This is a genomic window from Acinetobacter sp. 251-1 (assembly GCF_030329305.1).
GTDB classification, from domain to species: domain Bacteria; phylum Pseudomonadota; class Gammaproteobacteria; order Pseudomonadales; family Moraxellaceae; genus Acinetobacter; species Acinetobacter piscicola_A.
On sequence record NZ_JACANS010000002.1, the window covers coordinates 16,355 to 32,792 of the forward strand.

General features: G+C 36.4%; 17 protein-coding genes. 14 read left to right on the forward strand and 3 right to left on the reverse strand.

The window, feature by feature from the left end:
• Positions 1 to 144 precede the first annotated feature (144 nt).
• The 12 genes from HX129_RS01450 (at position 145) to HX129_RS01505 (ending at position 12,477) form a co-directional block, all read left to right on the forward strand.
• Complete coding sequence (locus HX129_RS01450; RefSeq protein WP_286433423.1) at positions 145 to 1,527, forward strand: amino acid permease; 1,383 nt, start codon at positions 145 to 147, stop codon at positions 1,525 to 1,527.
• 235 nt (positions 1,528 to 1,762) lie between these two features.
• Positions 1,763 to 2,788: a hypothetical protein gene (locus HX129_RS01455; protein WP_286433422.1), complete on the forward strand. Its 1,026-nt coding sequence runs from the start codon at positions 1,763 to 1,765 to the stop codon at positions 2,786 to 2,788.
• A 17-nt stretch (positions 2,789 to 2,805) separates the two neighbouring features.
• Positions 2,806 to 3,372 carry a LemA family protein gene (locus tag HX129_RS01460; protein WP_286433421.1) on the forward strand — a complete coding sequence of 189 codons (567 nt, stop codon included), beginning with the start codon at positions 2,806 to 2,808 and terminating at the stop codon, positions 3,370 to 3,372.
• A gap of 283 nt (positions 3,373 to 3,655) precedes the next feature.
• Entirely contained in the window at positions 3,656 to 5,302 is a 1,647-nt protein-coding gene (locus tag HX129_RS01465; protein WP_286433420.1) for an AMP-binding protein, read from the forward strand.
• Between the two features lie 501 nt (positions 5,303 to 5,803).
• On the forward strand, positions 5,804 to 6,550 hold the full coding sequence (locus tag HX129_RS01470; RefSeq protein ID WP_130073042.1) for a HesA/MoeB/ThiF family protein: 747 nt from the start codon (positions 5,804 to 5,806) through the stop codon (positions 6,548 to 6,550).
• Between the two features lie 51 nt (positions 6,551 to 6,601).
• Positions 6,602 to 7,900, forward strand: a complete 1,299-nt coding sequence (locus HX129_RS01475; protein ID WP_130073041.1) for an ABC1 kinase family protein — start codon at positions 6,602 to 6,604, stop codon at positions 7,898 to 7,900.
• 120 nt (positions 7,901 to 8,020) lie between these two features.
• The gene (folB, locus tag HX129_RS01480) at positions 8,021 to 8,401 is read left to right on the forward strand and encodes a dihydroneopterin aldolase (protein WP_130072778.1); all 381 of its coding nucleotides are present in this window, start codon (positions 8,021 to 8,023) and stop codon (positions 8,399 to 8,401) included.
• A complete protein-coding gene (locus HX129_RS01485) occupies positions 8,358 to 8,801 on the forward strand; it encodes a 2-amino-4-hydroxy-6-hydroxymethyldihydropteridine diphosphokinase (RefSeq protein WP_286433418.1) in 444 nt (147 codons plus the stop codon). The genes folB and HX129_RS01485 overlap by 44 nt, the downstream gene beginning before the upstream one ends.
• A 382-nt stretch (positions 8,802 to 9,183) precedes the next feature.
• Entirely contained in the window at positions 9,184 to 9,351 is a 168-nt protein-coding gene (locus HX129_RS01490) for a hypothetical protein (protein WP_165353033.1), read from the forward strand.
• Positions 9,352 to 9,639: 288 nt separating this feature from the next.
• Positions 9,640 to 10,959 (forward strand): NCS2 family permease, encoded by a 1,320-nt coding sequence (locus tag HX129_RS01495; RefSeq protein WP_286433415.1) that lies wholly within the window; start codon positions 9,640 to 9,642, stop codon positions 10,957 to 10,959.
• Between the two features lie 93 nt (positions 10,960 to 11,052).
• Entirely contained in the window at positions 11,053 to 12,054 is a 1,002-nt protein-coding gene (locus HX129_RS01500; protein ID WP_286433414.1) for an adenosine deaminase, read from the forward strand.
• 69 nt (positions 12,055 to 12,123) lie between these two features.
• Positions 12,124 to 12,477, forward strand: a complete 354-nt coding sequence (locus HX129_RS01505) for a hypothetical protein (protein WP_174492969.1) — start codon at positions 12,124 to 12,126, stop codon at positions 12,475 to 12,477.
• 99 nt (positions 12,478 to 12,576) lie between these two features.
• On the opposite strand, the gene HX129_RS01510 is transcribed toward HX129_RS01505, so the two are convergent.
• Positions 12,577 to 13,131, reverse strand: a complete 555-nt coding sequence (locus HX129_RS01510; RefSeq protein ID WP_286433412.1) for a cytochrome b — start codon at positions 13,129 to 13,131, stop codon at positions 12,577 to 12,579.
• 236 nt (positions 13,132 to 13,367) lie between these two features.
• Here HX129_RS01510 and HX129_RS01515 point away from each other — a divergent pair, with 236 nt between their 5' ends.
• Both HX129_RS01515 and rnhB read left to right on the forward strand, forming a co-directional pair.
• Entirely contained in the window at positions 13,368 to 13,751 is a 384-nt protein-coding gene (locus HX129_RS01515) for a hypothetical protein (protein ID WP_130072772.1), read from the forward strand.
• A 46-nt stretch (positions 13,752 to 13,797) separates the two neighbouring features.
• Positions 13,798 to 14,385, forward strand: coding sequence for a ribonuclease HII (gene rnhB / locus HX129_RS01520; RefSeq protein WP_267313465.1), 588 nt, complete (start codon positions 13,798 to 13,800; stop codon positions 14,383 to 14,385).
• 87 nt (positions 14,386 to 14,472) lie between these two features.
• Here rnhB and csrA read toward each other — a convergent pair whose 3' ends face one another.
• A complete protein-coding gene (gene csrA / locus HX129_RS01525; RefSeq protein ID WP_130072770.1) occupies positions 14,473 to 14,733 on the reverse strand; it encodes a carbon storage regulator CsrA in 261 nt (86 codons plus the stop codon).
• Between the two features lie 231 nt (positions 14,734 to 14,964).
• Positions 14,965 to 16,245 (reverse strand): aspartate kinase, encoded by a 1,281-nt coding sequence (locus HX129_RS01530; RefSeq protein WP_130072769.1) that lies wholly within the window; start codon positions 16,243 to 16,245, stop codon positions 14,965 to 14,967.
• Between the last annotated feature and the right edge of the window lie 193 nt (positions 16,246 to 16,438).

The window sequence follows — 16,438 nt, forward strand, 5'->3', positions numbered from 1 at the left end:
CTACATTTCCTCTTCTTTTTTATTTTCCAATTCAAGTTATTTCTAAAATGTGATGCTAATCAAACTGTGATCTTTAAGGTATGAGCTGTTAAAGATCATTTCTTCTAAAAAAGTTGTCACGGATATGACAACACAGGAGTTAATATGGAAATTCAGGAAAAAAATACGCTAAAAAAAGAGCTTTCCAATCGTCATATTCAATTGATTGCACTTGGTGGTGCAATCGGAACAGGTTTATTTCTTGGACTTTCTCAAACCATTAAGCTTGCAGGACCTTCAGTATTATTAGGTTATGCTTTGGCGGGTGTGATCGCATTTTTGATCATGCGACAACTCGGTGAAATGGTCGTACATGAGCCTGTCAGTGGTTCTTTTAGTTATTTTGCCAATAAATATTTAGGTAAAATGGCTGGCTTTATGTCAGGTTGGAATTATTGGGTGTTGTATGTTTTGGTCAGTATGGCAGAGCTTTCTGCGATTGGTACATTTATACATTTTTGGTGGCCCGAAATTCCAACATGGTTAACAGCACTGTTCTTTTTTATTTTGATCAATGGGATTAACCTCATTGATGTGAAGTTTTTTGGTGAATCTGAATTTTTATTTTCAATGATTAAAATCATAGCGATTTTAAGCATGATTGGTTTTGGTGCTTATTTATTATTAAGTGGACAGGCAGGTCCACAGGCAAGCGTGAGTAATCTTTGGCAATTCGGTGGTTTTTTCCCCAATGGTGCACATGGTTTTATCATGGCAATGGCAATGATTATGTTTGCTTTTGGTGGGCTTGAGTTGATTGGAATCACGGCGGCAGAAACCAAAAATCCTCAGAAAACCATTCCGAAAGCAGTTAATCAAATTGTATACCGCGTGCTGATTTTTTATGTGGGTGCAATTGGGATTTTACTTTGTCTATATCCATGGAATCAGGTTGCACAAGGTGGCAGCCCATTTGTATTAATTTTCCAATCTTTAAATAGTGGTGGCGTGGCCAATGTTTTAAATTTTGTGGTGTTGATTGCCGCGATCTCAGTTTATAACAGTTGTATTTATTGTAATACACGAATGTTACATGGTTTGGCGGAACAGGGGAATGCACCTAAATTTCTTAAGAAAGTAAATAAACGTGGCATTCCTGTGAATGCTGTTCTATTGTCATCGGCTGTGACAGCACTTTGTGTTTTGATCAATTACATCATGCCAAGCAAAGCGTTTGAGCTTTTAATGATGTTGGTGGTCTCTGCATTAGTGATTAACTGGTTAATGATTTCGATTACACATTTAAAATTTAGAAAAGTGATGTTAAGTACAGGTGAGCAGACTGCATTTAACAGTTTGTTCGCACCGTGGTCAAATTATCTCACGATTGCTTTTGTATTCTTTATCTTAATTGTGATGAGTTTTACACCAGATATGCGCATCGCCGTGGTAATGATTCCTGTGTGGTTGGTATTTTTAGGCTTTATGTATATGGCGAAATACCGCAAGAAAGCCGCAATCATGCATGAGGTCGGTATTTCTCGCTAAATAAAAGTTATCGCTTTGTGGTTAATATTTCCCCGACATTGTTTTATGGAAGCATTCTTTGCAATACGTTAAGCAGTTTGGAAAAACCGAGTGAATTTATTCGCTCGGTTTTTTATGCTTGTGTATTTTAAAAAAGCATTGATCATTTATTGATGATTTTATTTTTTATTTTAAAGCGATCATGCATCGTGATATTGTTAAACACTTGTTTTAATCATTTAAATTTAAAGTATTTATGCCAATAAAGACCGTTGAAACCTGGCTACATTTAACCACGCAAAAAAATCAGCAGGTGATGCGTAATGTTGCTCGTTTATGGAATATTGGTGAAAAAGCACGCGATCCCCAAGAGATTTTAGATGCTTTACACCCGTGGGGAGAGTGTAAAGATTTATATTTCCACAATTTTATTGCCCATTTATTCATAGTTTTAGGTGTTTTTATTCTGATTTTTGGTTGGATGATTGATGTTTATATTCCCTTTGCTTTGACTTTCTTGGTCGCTATGTTGTGTTTATTTTTTGCTTATTTAATTTATGAACCTCGTTCACCGATTGAAGAAGTAATACAGTTTTTAGAAAAACGCATGTTGATGTTAAAATATGATTTACAGTTCAATCGTGTACCATCTTTTTTGCCGCAAAGTAGCAACTCGCTTTTGGTTATGAGTAAATTAAAGCAATCTTTTCCTTTATTTTCAAAAGGAAATGCGATAAATGAAATTACTCAATACATTGCTACAACATGGGAATTTGAACATAAAAAATATCCAGTCTTATTGTTTCATTATTATTACATCAATGAATTGCCAATGAGTCAGTTCAATAAAGATCAGAATAAAACGCAAGGGATACGTAAAGATCAGTGGGGCGCTTTTGTATTTGCTACACCCCGTTTGGGCTTTGCAGCAAGTAATCAGCGTCACGCATTTTTTGAACCCTATACACAAAAATGGTCAACCAGTGATATTTTAGTGAATGAAAATCTAAACATCTTTGGACATGATCAGAATCAACTTGCACGTCATATTAGCCCAATGATGACTTTAAAATTGAGTGATTTTTTTCAAGATTATTCAGGTGAAGTTGTATTTCATTTTGAAGAAGATATGCTGTGCTATATGGGGGATCAAAATTTGTTGCAACATCGTCAAAATATCGAAAAAATTCGAGATGTTTCGCAATTAAGAGGACATTTACGTACTTTGCGTATGGCTGAATATGAACGCTTTCAGCAACACATGCTAAACTTAATTTCATAATCAATAAGGAAAACAATATGGGCTGGTTTATTTTTATTGCAATTTTTGTCCTTATGTTTATTTGGGGAATTGCTATTCGTAATAATATTGTTCGTTATTTTAATGCGACCAAACGAGCTTGGGCTGAAGTGGCAAATTTTGAAGTACAAAAAGCCAAAATTTTAGGCAATCTAGAACAAGTTTTGACAAAATATACTGAGTTTGAAAAATCGACTTTAGAAAAAGTCACTGAATTACGTCAACAAATTTTAAATCTCAATTTGAATCATACAGATGTTTCTCAATTGCAACATATTGAAAAGCTCAGTCAAGATTTGATAAAAAATTTAAATGTCGTGGTCGAAAATTATCCTGAGCTCAAAGCAGATCAGATTTATCTAAAAATGATGGATGAGATTCAAGAGCAGAATGAAAATGTGGGCGCAGCCATTACGATTTTTAATCGAAATGTTGAAGCATTTAACAATACAATTCAAGTTTTTCCCAACAATTTAATTAATACACTGACCTTATCAAAAAAGGCAATACGTCCATTTTCAGATCCAATTTTGTTGAAAAATTTTGATTATCGACCAAATTTTTAAAATTTGAATCAGACTGTTTTAGCCTATGGTTGATGTGAGTAATCGCTTATGGATGAAGAATTGATTAACTCACATTTTTGTAAAAAATAATAAAATCGAGTTTATTGTTAAATATCCAAAAACTGCATGATCTTTGCGGTGTTTGGAAATTGTTCAATATTTATATTCATGATTATCTATTCCTATCTTTAGAAATGCTCAATGAATGAGCTTTCAAAATAAAAATATGCGAAAAATGTCATAAAAATTATGATGTTTGTACAAGGATTAAAAGGATATTGTCATGAAGACATTAGAGCAAGCGCATCAAGATTTTGATTATGAAGCATTGATTTCAAAAAGTTTAGTGGGTACACCACAAGCACTGAATGCGTACATAGAATGCTGTGAACGTTATGTTGGCTCAGATAAAGTTGCGCTGATTTGGCAAGCGAAAGATGGTAGATCTGAACAATGGACGTTTGAGCAACTTGCGGAAGCTTCAGGAAAATTAGCCAATTACTTTCAGCATGTGGGGATTCAAACTGGGGATTGTATTGCAGGTTTATTGCCGCGTACGCCTGAGTTATTAATCACTATTTTGGCAACATGGCGAATGGGGGCAATTTATCAGCCTTTATTTACTGCTTTTGAGTCGAAAGCGATAGAGCATCGCCTTGATACTGCCAATACTCAATTGGTTGTGACCAATTTAGAGCAACGAAGTAAATTAAATCATATTGAAGTTGCACAAATTTTAACGGTTTATACAGATCAACATGAGAAAAGAATTGACCCAGATTTTTGGCAAGAAGTGGGGCAACAAGATGCAGCATTTGAAGCTGTGCAACTTGGTTTTGATGATGATTTTTTAATGATGTTTACCTCAGGAACGACAGGTTTGGCAAAATCTGTTCCTGTTCCTTTAAAGGCAGTTTTGGCATTTAAAGAATATATGTTGCATGCAGTTGGATTAACTGAAGAAGATTCGTTTTGGAATTTAGCTGACCCTGGTTGGGCATATGGTTTGTATTATGGTATTACAGGTCCATTGGCATTAGGGCATAGCATCATTATGGATGAACGTGCATTTAGTGTAGATAATGCCTTAGAAATAATCAAAAAATACAAAGTCAGTAATTTAACAGGTTCACCAACCGCTTTTCGTATGTTCTTTGGCTTTAAAGAAAAATTTGATGCTTCAATTCAAACGCATTTGCGTGTGGTCAGTAGTGCAGGTGAACCCTTAACACCTGAAGTGATTCATTGGTTTAATCAAGATTTAAAGGTCAATATTTTTGATCAGTATGGGCAAACTGAATTGGGAATGGTGATTGGTAATCATCATGCTTTGCAGCATCCAATCAAGATCGGTTCAGCAGGTTTTGCAAATCCTGGACATCGTTTTGCTGTACTTAACCAAAATCATGAAGAAGTCGAGCGTGGTGAGATTGGAACATTGGCAATCGACTTTTCAAAATCTCCCCTAACATGGTTTAAAGGTTATGGCGGTAATAACCGTAAATCATTTGTTGGGCATTATTATTTAACAGGCGATACGGTCAAACTCAATGAATTAGGTGGGATTGATTTTGTGGGTCGTGCTGATGATGTGATTACAACATCAGGCTATCGTGTAGGTCCTTTTGATGTTGAAAGTACACTTTTAGAATGTGTAGAAGTATTAGAGTCAGCAGTCATTGGTAAACCTGATGTAGAGCGTACTGAAATTGTCAAAGCCTTTGTGGTTTTAAAACCTCAAGTTGCGGCATCGGCTGCGTTAGCCATTCAATTACAAGATTATGTGCGTTCTCGTTTATCTAAGCATTCATATCCACGTGAGATCGAGTTTGTAGAGCGTTTACCAAAAACATCGAGTGGAAAAATTCAGCGTAATTTATTGAAACAACAAGAAATTGCAAAGTTACAGATGATGCAACAAGCCGTTTAAGTGTTTCAGAATTTCTCTAAGCACCCGAAATGGGTGCTTTGATTTCTGAATCTACCCTTTGATTCAAGTCGTAAAACGGTTTTTACAGGTTGACCATTTAATGCGGAAATTGCACACCACATTTGACACATTCAGCAATATGTAAATGTTGCATCTCATATTGAACGAAGTGATGTTTACAAAATAATTGTTTAAACGCTTTAAACATTTGCCATTTACTCCTTTTATAAAAAGATAAAAATGACCTAAATTCATTGAGCGAATGAAGCTGATTTGAATAAATTAGGCTGCTTAAGAAATTATTCTACATTATTTAAAAATATTGTCAAATTTCAATAATTTAAATTTAATTTAACAAGTGTTGAAATAAGTATTTAAAGTTAAATCTCCTAATCACAGTAGATCAACTATAATAATACCTCAACTGATCAAGATTCATCTGAAAAGGATATTCCAGTGGTAACAGAACTTGCGCTAGATTTGGAACTCAGTGATGCAGAAATGCATCTTTATTCACGTCAAATACTGCTTGATGGTTGGGATATTGAAGCGCAGGAAAAATTAAAACTTGCCAATGTGCTTATTGTGGGATGTGGCGGAATTGGTTGTACCACTGCTGAATTACTTGCACGTGCAGGTGTAGGGAAAATTACCCTGATTGATGCAGATACAATAGAAATGAGTAATTTACAACGACAAATTGCGTATAGTCAGCAAGATATTGGTTTTTATAAAGCCGAAATTTTGGCGAAACGACTGCAACAAATTAACCCTTTTATACAGGTTGAAAGTATTACAGAAAAACTCACATCAAAAAATGCTGAGCAACTCATTCATGCTCAAGATTTAGTATTAGATGGTTGTGATAACTTTGAAACTCGCTATTTGGTCAATCAAATATGTACTCAACATAATATTACTTTGATTAGTGCGTCTGCGATTGGTTTCCAAGGGCAATTGTTTATGGTGGCAGAGCATTCGGCATGTTATGAATGTCTATTTCCCAAAGAACAACATGCCAATGAAAGCTTACGTTGTGCTGATACAGGTGTTCTGGCAACGACACCGAATGTAATGGCAAGTTTGCAAGCACATCATGCACTTTTATATTTAGGTTTAAATCGGATGGCATTGAAACAAAAACTCTTACTTTGGGATGGCTTAACAATGAAACAACGAATTTTAAGCTTTGAAAAAGATCAAGATTGTGCAAACTGTCAGGCAAGCCATACTGCAAATGTCATTTAATTTGTTAAACTCAATCCCATTATTCTTATTCTTTGCTTGTACTTAGACATGATGAAAAACAAAATTTTCTTAGATGGACTGCGCTCCGTTGCCCGTGTCGGTGAAACGGCAGTGATTGCAGCAAAAGCGGGCATTAAATATGCCACTGAAAAACCAAGTCATGCAAAATTGATGCGAGAGACTTTCGAGTCTTTAGGCTCAACCTATATTAAACTAGGACAATTTGTTGCGAGTACACCTTCATTATTTCCACGTGAATATGTGGAAGAGTTTCAAGGCTGTCTAGATCAAACGCCTTATTTACCTTTTAGCTATGTGAAAACTGTGTTAGCTGAAGAATTTGCGGGTCGTGATTTGACTGAGATTTTTGCTTCTATTGAAGAAAAGCCTTTAGCTTCAGCCTCTATTGCCCAAGTACACGCAGCAAAACTGGTCAGTGGCGAAGATGTTGTTATTAAAGTACAAAAACCAGGTGTAGAAACCATTCTTTATACCGATTTAAATGTACTGCATTGGGCAACAAAACTGCTTGAAAAAGCGGTGCCTAAAGTAAAATTTGCTTCATTGGCGGACATTGTGGATGAAATCAAAACACGTATGGTACGTGAGGTTGATTTTATTGAAGAGGCCAAAAACTTAGATGATTTTGTGAATTATTTAAATGTTTCACAAAATCAGGCCGCAACTGCACCGAAAGTTTATCACCAATATTCAACACGCCGTGTCTTAACCATGCAGCGTTTATATGGTGTGCCACTGACTGACTTTGAAGTTGTTAAAAAAGTGGCAAAAGACCCATCACAAGTATTAATTACCGCAATGAATACATGGTTTGGTAGTTTAATGATGTGTGAAAGTTTCCATGCCGATTTGCATGCAGGTAACCTGATGTTACTTGAAGATGGTCGTATAGGTTTTATTGATTTTGGCATTGTAGGTCAGTTAAACCCACAAGTATGGACAGCATGTATGGCATTTATGGATGCTTTACAACGTACTGACTATATTTTAATGGCTGAAAATATGCTGAAAATGGGCATGACAGATCAACAAATTGACACTAAAGTGCTTGCCGATGATTTGGAGCGTTTATTTAGTGGTGTATTATTGGCAGATCCGCAGCAAATCATGACCTCAAATCCGTCTGACCTCAATGACATTATGTTGGATATGGTGGCAGTCGGTGAGCGCCATGGCATTCGTTTCCCACGTGATTTTGCTTTATTATTTAAGCAAATGTTGTATTTTGATCGTTTTATGCGTGTTCTTGCGCCATATACTGATATTTATGCAGATCAACGTTTGCAAATGGTACAACATCTAGATCCTGCAACTTTATTGAAGCAGTGATTGAGTGTTCCTTCTTTTAAAATGGAAGTGATAAGGGAGTTTTTTATTAGAAAATTCCCTTAAATATCTCCTTTTTTAAAGGAGATATTTTTTAAAATTGAAATAGAGAATTTGAGTGTCATGGATGCAATTATTATTGAAGGTTTGAAAGTTGATACAGTTGTCGGCTGTTTTAATTGGGAGCGACAGATTATTCAACCTTTGATGCTAGATTTGACGATACATACATCTTTACAACAAGCAGCAGAGTCAGATGAGTTAGTGGATACGCTGAATTATGCAGAGATTTGTGAAATTTCAGCGCATGTTATTCAAGAGGCTGCCCCAAAATTAATCGAACATGCCGCAAAATTAGTGTTGAATGCACTTTTTACTACCTTTTCTGCAATCGAATCTATTATCATTGTGGTTCGTAAGCCTGCCATTATCCCGCAAGCAAATTCTGTAGGAATTCGTCTTGAACGCCACCGAAATGATTTTCGCCCTAGCACTCGCCAGTAATCATCAACCTAAGCACTATTTTCAAAATACTTTTGCTCAAATTTCAACTTTGGGCGAGGTGATCTTTTCCAATATTTACGTTATTCCTTGTCGTGATGGTGTTGGTGCAGAATATTGGAATGCAGCTTGTTTATTAAAAAGTACCTTATCTTTAGATGAAATACAGAAGATTTTAAAAAAAATGGAACAGGACTCAGGGCGAGTCAGACCTTCACACCAAATTTCTTTAGATATTGATTTGATTGCATGGGGCAAAGACTTAAGTGAAATGCAATTTAACCCCAAAAAATTACCGTTAGCTTTAGATGTAAAAATACCCATGCGCAATATTTGGGAAAATCCTATTTTTAATCATGCAATTCATCGATATCCGCAAGTGTATCTTCATTCTGAAGTTTGATTTTTTGTATATCTCGGTAAATCGCTATTCGCAATTGCTAGATTCACCATTTTATTAAGAAAAATTAAAATGTAATGTCCCGTTTTTAGCACAATTTTTTATTTTGGTATAACTAAATTATTGTTTGAATGATTTTTTTTGTTATTGTCTGATTTGTTTTTATACTTTATATCTTGAATAATTCGCGTGTAAATATATTTTTCATAGACCGCTTTTATAACTAGAGGAAGATGTTGGATGAAATCAGATCAGTAGCTTAAAGTTTATTGCTTTGAGATTGATTTGTAGATCTAACAAGATTCTTTAGAAAATTTTAAAAAATGCAAACATTGTCACAATTTTGGTGTTAAAATAGATGAAATTCACTATAACTAAGAAGCTTATGTTTAAGATTGCCGCATTATTTTTCATTACGACCATTTTTGCAGTCGGATATTGGACATATATCGATACAAATAAGCGTAAAGAGCAAAATATGCTTAAATTGATTCAAGAAGCCAATAAAACTATTTTAACGGTAGAAAATAATCCCCATAATAATATGCGTTAACAAAGTAATCTTCAAATTATGGTGTATGGTTGGCGATTTTTAAAAAATAAATAAACAATATGGTATAATTTGCCAACCGTATTTTAGATAAAGAACAGGCGAGCACTGAAGTGAGCTTGAAAATGGATAAAAGGCTGCATTTTTTGCAGCTTTTTTAGTTCAAAAAATCTTTATTATTTCTATCTTTTTGGTATGTAAATTGAATGTATTTCTTAGTTTTTTGAGAACATTTCGATTTATGCACAAAACCTTATCAACACATAGCTCAATTTTTATAGGGGCTCACCAATGACGACTCCAAATCCTTCTGCGGGTTTGCTTGAACGCTTATTCAAACTCAGTGAGAACAAAACTACGTTTAGAACTGAAATTCTTGCTGGTGTAACTACATTTTTGACCATGTGTTACATCATCATTGTGAACCCCTTAATTCTCTCTGAAACGGGGATGGACCATGGGGCTGTATTTGTCGCAACCTGCTTAGCTGCTGCAATTGGTTGTTTAGTGATGGGAATCGTGGCAAATTATCCTATCGCACTTGCACCCGGCATGGGGCTAAATGCGTACTTTACTTATTCAGTCTGTATCGGTATGGGCGTGCCTTGGCAAACAGCTTTAGCAGCAGTGTTTATGTCAGGTCTCATTTTTATTGCGATCAGCATGTTCAAAATTCGTGAAGCGATTGTCAATGCGATTCCGATGTCGTTAAAGTTTGCCATCGGTGGTGGGATTGGTTTGTTCCTTGCATTGGTTGCGCTCAAAAATGCAGGCATTATTGTTGATAATCAAGCGACGCTTGTAGGTTTGGGCGATTTAAAGCAACCGACTGTATTGTTAGCATTATTTGGCTTTTTCCTTGTCGTGATTATGCACCATTTTAAAGTACGCGGTGCGATCATCATCAGTATTTTAGTGATTACAGCATTATCTACGGTATTGGGTTATAACGAGTTTAAAGGTGTAGTTGGTTCGATTCCATCGATTGCGCCAACGTTTATGCAAATGGATTTTGAAGGTCTGTTTACTGCGAGTTTGATTGGCGTCATTTTTGTATTTTTCTTGGTGGATCTATTTGACTCTACAGGAACGTTGGTTGGTGTTTCACATCGTGCTGGTTTACTCAAAGATGGTAAATTACCTCGTTTGAAAAAAGCCTTATTTGCCGATTCGACAGCTATTGTTGCGGGTGCTGCACTTGGTACTTCATCAACTACACCTTATATCGAATCTTCCGCAGGTGTGGCAGCAGGTGGACGTACAGGTTTAACGGCAGTTGTCGTAGGCTTGCTATTTATTGCCTGTTTATTCTTAGCACCTTTGGCACAGTCAGTTCCTGGTTTTGCCACTGCACCAGCATTGTTATTCGTTGGTGTGTTGATGATTCAAGGAATCACCAATATTGAATGGGATGACATTACTGAAGCTGTTCCTGCATTTTTAACTATTGTATTTATGCCATTTACCTATTCGATTGCAGATGGTATTGCGATGGGCTTTATTAGTTATGCATTGGTGAAATTATTCACAGGTAAAGCTGCAACTGTTCCATATATGGTATGGATTATTGCTGTACTTTGGGTGATTAAGTTCGTTGCATTTGGCGGCTAATTTTCGGTATTCAGAAAAGGGTGTAAACTCAGTTTGCACCCTTTTTTATTTTGAAATAAATGTAAATCTTATTGTGAAATTTGAGGATAAAACATGAATAGAAATGAACTCATACGTGCTTTGCCAAAGGCAGAATTACATGTGCATATTGAAGGAACGTTTGAGCCAGAACTCATGTTTGCGATTGCTCAGCGTAATCACATCGACATTCCTTATAAATCCGTTGAGGAAGTGAAACAAGCCTATAATTTTCATAATTTACAGTCTTTTCTAGATATTTATTATGCGGGTGCGGCTGTTCTGATTCATGAACAAGATTTTTATGATTTGGCTTGGGCATATTTTGAAAAATGTGCGCAAGACAATGTTGTACATACAGAAATCTTCTTTGATCCACAGACTCATACTGATCGTGGTATAGCATTTGCAACCGTGATCAATGGTTTGCAACGTGCTTGTGATGATGCACGTGAAAAATTAAATATTAGTTCACATTTAATTATGTGTTTTTTACGACATTTAAGTGAAGAGGCGGCATTTGCAACTTTAGAACAAGCTATGCCTTATAAAGAGCAAATTATCGGTGTGGGTTTGGATTCAAGTGAAGTAGGGCATCCACCGTCTAAGTTTGAGCGTGTTTTTGCTAAAGCACGTGAAGTAGGCTTTTTGATTGTAGCTCATGCAGGTGAAGAAGGTCCTGCGGATTATGTGTGGCAAGCTTTGGATTTACTCAAAGTGAATCGCATCGATCACGGTGTACGTTCTGAAGAAGATCCTCAGCTTATGCAACGCCTCATTGCAGAAAAAATGCCTTTGACTGTTTGCCCACTGAGTAATTTAAAACTGTGTGTTGTTGATGATATGACACAGCATAACATTCAACGTTTATTACAGCAGGGCGTGCATGTAACGGTCAATTCAGATGATCCATCTTATTTTGGTGGGTATATGAATGATAATTTCTTTGCGATTGCAGATGCGCTAGATTTAAGTCATGCAGAGCTGAAACAGCTTGCACAAAATTCTTTTGCAGCATCATTTATTTCTGATGCAGAAAAGCAAAAGTGGAACAATCAAATCGATGCATTGGTATAAAACTCGGTTTATCCTAAGCATTAACAAGAAAGCAGTGTATTTACACTGCTTTTTTATGAGGAATTGAATGTGAAAATTTTTACTGCTTTAACATTATTGATGATTGTACCAATTACGGTGGCATGTGCCGATTCGGATTCTAAATCAGTGACACAAAAAATGTTAAAGCCATTAATTGAGCAACAATGTGCAACTGAACTCAAAAACTCAAAAGTTTGGCAGACATCATCATTATTTTGGAGCACGACACAACAAAGCAATGCGCAGCATAAAATTTGTGGCTGTGTCAGCGAAAATGCTTTAAATAATGTGGGCACTAAGGAGTTATTGGTTGCTTCAGTGAATGAATCTGCAAAAAATAAATTGATTGAAAAAGCAGTGGTGAATAGTTTGAAAGGATGTGCTGCTGAGATTTTTAAATAATAATTGTAGATGTAACTGTATAATTTCATTATTTTTTGCACTAAAAAGCACATCTAATGATGTGCTTTGATGTTTTAAACAAATTGTGCTTTATCGAGCTTAGTCACTTTGACGTGTCATACTGCGTAATACATTATCTTTATCAATAAAATGATGTTTTAACGCTGCGGCAATATGCCCAACTAAGAGTAAACCCGCTGCCCATGAAAGATAAATATGCAATGGTTTTACAATGTCCATTAAGTCGGGGTTGTCCTGAACTAATCTTGGGATTTCAAATAAATATAAAACAGGCACAGGATGTCCTGCGCTCCAACTAAACAAACAACCTGTAATAGGAAGAGCCAACAACATAAAATAAAGTGCTAAATGTCCTAAATGCGCGAATGTTTTCATTGCAGGTGACATGGTATTGGGTAGTGCAGGTGCAGGGTGCGTATAACGCCAAAAGATACGAATAACCACTAAGAAAAGAATCGTTGATGCAATATTTTTATGTAAAGTAATCATATCCCCTTTAAAGCTACCATCAGTTTCATAGCTTAAAAAATTACCACTATAAAAACCAATGAACCAAGCACTAATGAAAATAATTGCCATAATCCAATGTAGGCATTGGGCTGTTCTTGTGTAATATTTTGATTGTTGTGGCATTGAACCATGTTCCATAGATCTATTTAGAAGTATCATATTTATTTTTCAATACAAGATCACTATTAAAAATTCAACGAATTGTTTTGTATTTGCAACGCTCAGCTAAAGTGAATATAAAATGCTTGAAAATAGTACAAATTTTAGCAAATTACATTTTTATAGAAAATTACAGGTTTAAACTCTATAGCACTTTCGGCACAATACGCACACTGAATTTTCATAACAAGGAAAATATTGTGAAAAAATTAATTGCAGTGCTTGCGCCAATCGCGCTTATATTGACAGCTTGCGCATCGACTTCAGGTACAACTGGTACTTCTACAGCTGCGTCAACGACGCAACAACTTGGCACAGCAGCATTAAAAATTGCAATTAATGCAAAATGTACAACAGAACTGAATAATTTACCTGCGTGGCAAACTGCAACCAAATTAATGACTACTGAGCAAAAAAACAATGTTCAAGGTGAAATTTGTGGTTGTGTAAGCGACAAAGCACCACAAAGCGTAACGGCGGTAGATTTAGCAACGGCTGCAATTGATCCAAATGCCCGTGCAACGATTGTATCAAATGCAGTGACCAAAACCATCAATGCATGTGTGGCAGAAGCTGTAAAATAATTTGTGTTATAATGCGCAGAGGCTGACAGGTTCAGCCTCTTTTTTTATGGGTGAAAAGCAGATGTTAATTGCGGGTGTTGATGAAGCGGGCAGAGGGCCTTTAGTCGGGGCTGTTGTGGCTGCGGCTGTGATTTTAGATCCAAACAATCCAATAGAAGGTTTGAATGATTCTAAAAAACTCACTGAAAAAAAACGTGAAAAGTTATTTAAAGAAATCCAAGAAAAAGCGTTAGCTTGGGCAATTGCAGAAGCATCACATACCGAGATTGACGAACTCAATATTTTACAAGCATCTTTATTGGCAATGCGTCGTGCAGTAGAGGCATTAGCACTTGTACCTGAGCATGTTCGTGTGGATGGCAATAAAGTCCCCCAAGGATTGCAGATGAGTTGCGATGCTGTAGTCGGTGGGGATGCACTGCACCCAGAAATCAGTGCAGCAAGTATTTTAGCTAAAGTGACGCGTGATCGTGAGATGGTTGAACTTGATGCTATTTATCCACAATACGGATTTGCCAAACATAAAGGTTATCCAACCAAAGCACATTTTGCAGCCATTGAAGCGCATGGTGTCATTGAGCAGCATCGCCGAAGCTATGCTCCTGTCAAAAAAGCATTAAAATTATTTGAATAGTCTTCTAAATAAGTTGTATTTTGCTGTGCATAGATAAATTTAAAGCGGCCTCTTGAGCCGCTTTATACTTTCCCAACTAACAATAACTTAACGGTTAAAGTTATCATTATTTTGGGCATAATTATCTTCTTCAAATGAAGGTTGATAATCTTGATCAATGTGTTGCAAATGTTCGTGCATCGCACGTTCATGTTGAATGCGTTGATAAATTTCTTCACGATGGACAGAAACTTCTTTCGGTGCATTTACCCCAATACGAACTTGATTACCTTTGACACCAAGCACAGTAACACTGACTTGATCACCAATCATTAATGTTTCTCCGACACGACGGGTCAGAATCAGCATGTTTATCTCCTTGCAAAACGCTAAACCTGCAATGAATTTCTTTAGAAAGCAACCTCGAAAACAGAGAGCATTTTAACAGAATAATGTGATCAAGTTTTCACTTTAAATCACTCTGGCGAAATTTTTTTACAACCTCAGCACTTAATATAACAGAGCCACTATAAAAAACTATAGTGGCTCTATCATTTTCTAGGTCAAAATTGCCAATAATAGGTTAATTTTGATTAAATTTTAAGCGCGCGTGCTAGATTCGCCATGTTCACGATCTAAGCCAAATGCTGTATGTAATGTACGAACAGCAAGTTCTAAATAATTTTCTTCAATAATCACTGAAATTTTAATTTCAGAAGTTGAAATCATTAAGATATTAATACCTTCATCTGCAAGTGCAGTAAACATTTTACTCGCAACACCTGCATGTGAGCGCATACCTACACCGACGATTGACACTTTTACGATGTCATCACGCGTTGCGACTTCACGTGCGTTAATTGCTTTTGCAGTATCTTCTAAAATTGTTTTGGCTTTTTTAAGTTCGCCACGGTTTACTGTAAATGTAAAGTCCGTTGTACCATCTTCTTCAACGTTTTGGATAATCATATCCACTTCAACATTTGCAGCACCAATCGGTGACAAAATTTTAGAGGCGATACCTGGTTCATCAGGCACACCTAAAATGGTTAATTTTGCTTCGTCACGGTTAAATGCGATACCTGAAATAATAGGATTTTCCATGTTGTCTTCCGCTTCAGTGGTGATTAGTGTTCCAACGTTCTTTTTAAAATCTTCGTCGAATGCGCCATCATCGTCATTATCAAAACTTGATAATACGCGTAAAGGCACTTGGTATTTTCCTGCAAATTCAACAGAACGAATTTGCAAAACTTTAGAACCAAGTGATGCCATTTCAAGCATTTCTTCAAATGAAATGCGATCAACTTTTTTGGCTTTTGGTGCGACACGTGGGTCAGTGGTATAAACACCATCTACATCTGTATAAATTTGGCATTCATCTGCTTTTAATGCAGCAGCAAGTGCAACACCTGAAGTGTCTGAACCACCACGACCTAATGTTGTGGTATTGCCTTCAGCATCAAAGCCTTGGAAACCTGCAACAACAATTACACGTCCTGCATCGAGATGACCCGTCATGACATCCGTATCAATTGAGTCGATACGTGCTTTGGTGAATGCACTGTCAGTTTTAATACCAACTTGGCGACCCGTAAGTGATTTTGCTTCAACTCCAATGGAGTTAAGAGCCATAGACAACATTGCAATCGTTACCTGTTCACCTGTAGACACCATTTGGTCTAATTCACGTGGATCAGGGGTTTCGGTAATGGCTTTCGCTAAAGCCAATAAGCGGTTAGTTTCACCACTCATTGCTGATACAACCACAACCACCTTGTGGCCATGATCATGCCAACGCTTTACACGACGAGCAACATTTAAAATGCGCTCTGGAGTACCCATTGAAGTACCGCCATATTTTTGAACGATTAGTGCCATAACTATCCTTACCAAGTAAATAAGTCAAAAGACTTAACACTTACACATATTTGAAGTCGGAAAAAATACACAAACTCCAAAATACCACGTCGTACGTACACTTCAGTTAAGATGAATGCTGAAGTCTATACAGATATCGAATGTTGAAAAGTGAACAGAGATTGATATCACTTTTTCAACTTCGCTATTTTCA

Excerpts from the sequence above, each read along its gene's own strand:
- rnhB (WP_267313465.1), top strand. The coding sequence starts at position 13,798 with ATGGGTGAAAAGCAGATGTTAATTGCGGGTGTTGATGAAGCGGGCAGA.
- HX129_RS01530 (WP_130072769.1), bottom strand. The coding sequence starts at position 16,245 with ATGGCACTAATCGTTCAAAAATATGGCGGTACTTCAATGGGTACTCCA.
- HX129_RS01490 (WP_165353033.1), top strand. The coding sequence starts at position 9,184 with ATGTTTAAGATTGCCGCATTATTTTTCATTACGACCATTTTTGCAGTC.
- HX129_RS01450 (WP_286433423.1), top strand. The coding sequence starts at position 145 with ATGGAAATTCAGGAAAAAAATACGCTAAAAAAAGAGCTTTCCAATCGT.
- HX129_RS01510 (WP_286433412.1), bottom strand. The coding sequence starts at position 13,131 with ATGCCACAACAATCAAAATATTACACAAGAACAGCCCAATGCCTACAT.
- csrA (WP_130072770.1), bottom strand. The coding sequence starts at position 14,733 with ATGCTGATTCTGACCCGTCGTGTCGGAGAAACATTAATGATTGGTGAT.
- HX129_RS01465 (WP_286433420.1), top strand. The coding sequence starts at position 3,656 with ATGAAGACATTAGAGCAAGCGCATCAAGATTTTGATTATGAAGCATTG.
- HX129_RS01460 (WP_286433421.1), top strand. The coding sequence starts at position 2,806 with ATGGGCTGGTTTATTTTTATTGCAATTTTTGTCCTTATGTTTATTTGG.
- HX129_RS01475 (WP_130073041.1), top strand. The coding sequence starts at position 6,602 with ATGAAAAACAAAATTTTCTTAGATGGACTGCGCTCCGTTGCCCGTGTC.
- HX129_RS01455 (WP_286433422.1), top strand. The coding sequence starts at position 1,763 with ATGCCAATAAAGACCGTTGAAACCTGGCTACATTTAACCACGCAAAAA.
- HX129_RS01500 (WP_286433414.1), top strand. The coding sequence starts at position 11,053 with ATGAATAGAAATGAACTCATACGTGCTTTGCCAAAGGCAGAATTACAT.
- HX129_RS01495 (WP_286433415.1), top strand. The coding sequence starts at position 9,640 with ATGACGACTCCAAATCCTTCTGCGGGTTTGCTTGAACGCTTATTCAAA.
- HX129_RS01470 (WP_130073042.1), top strand. The coding sequence starts at position 5,804 with ATGCATCTTTATTCACGTCAAATACTGCTTGATGGTTGGGATATTGAA.
- folB (WP_130072778.1), top strand. The coding sequence starts at position 8,021 with ATGGATGCAATTATTATTGAAGGTTTGAAAGTTGATACAGTTGTCGGC.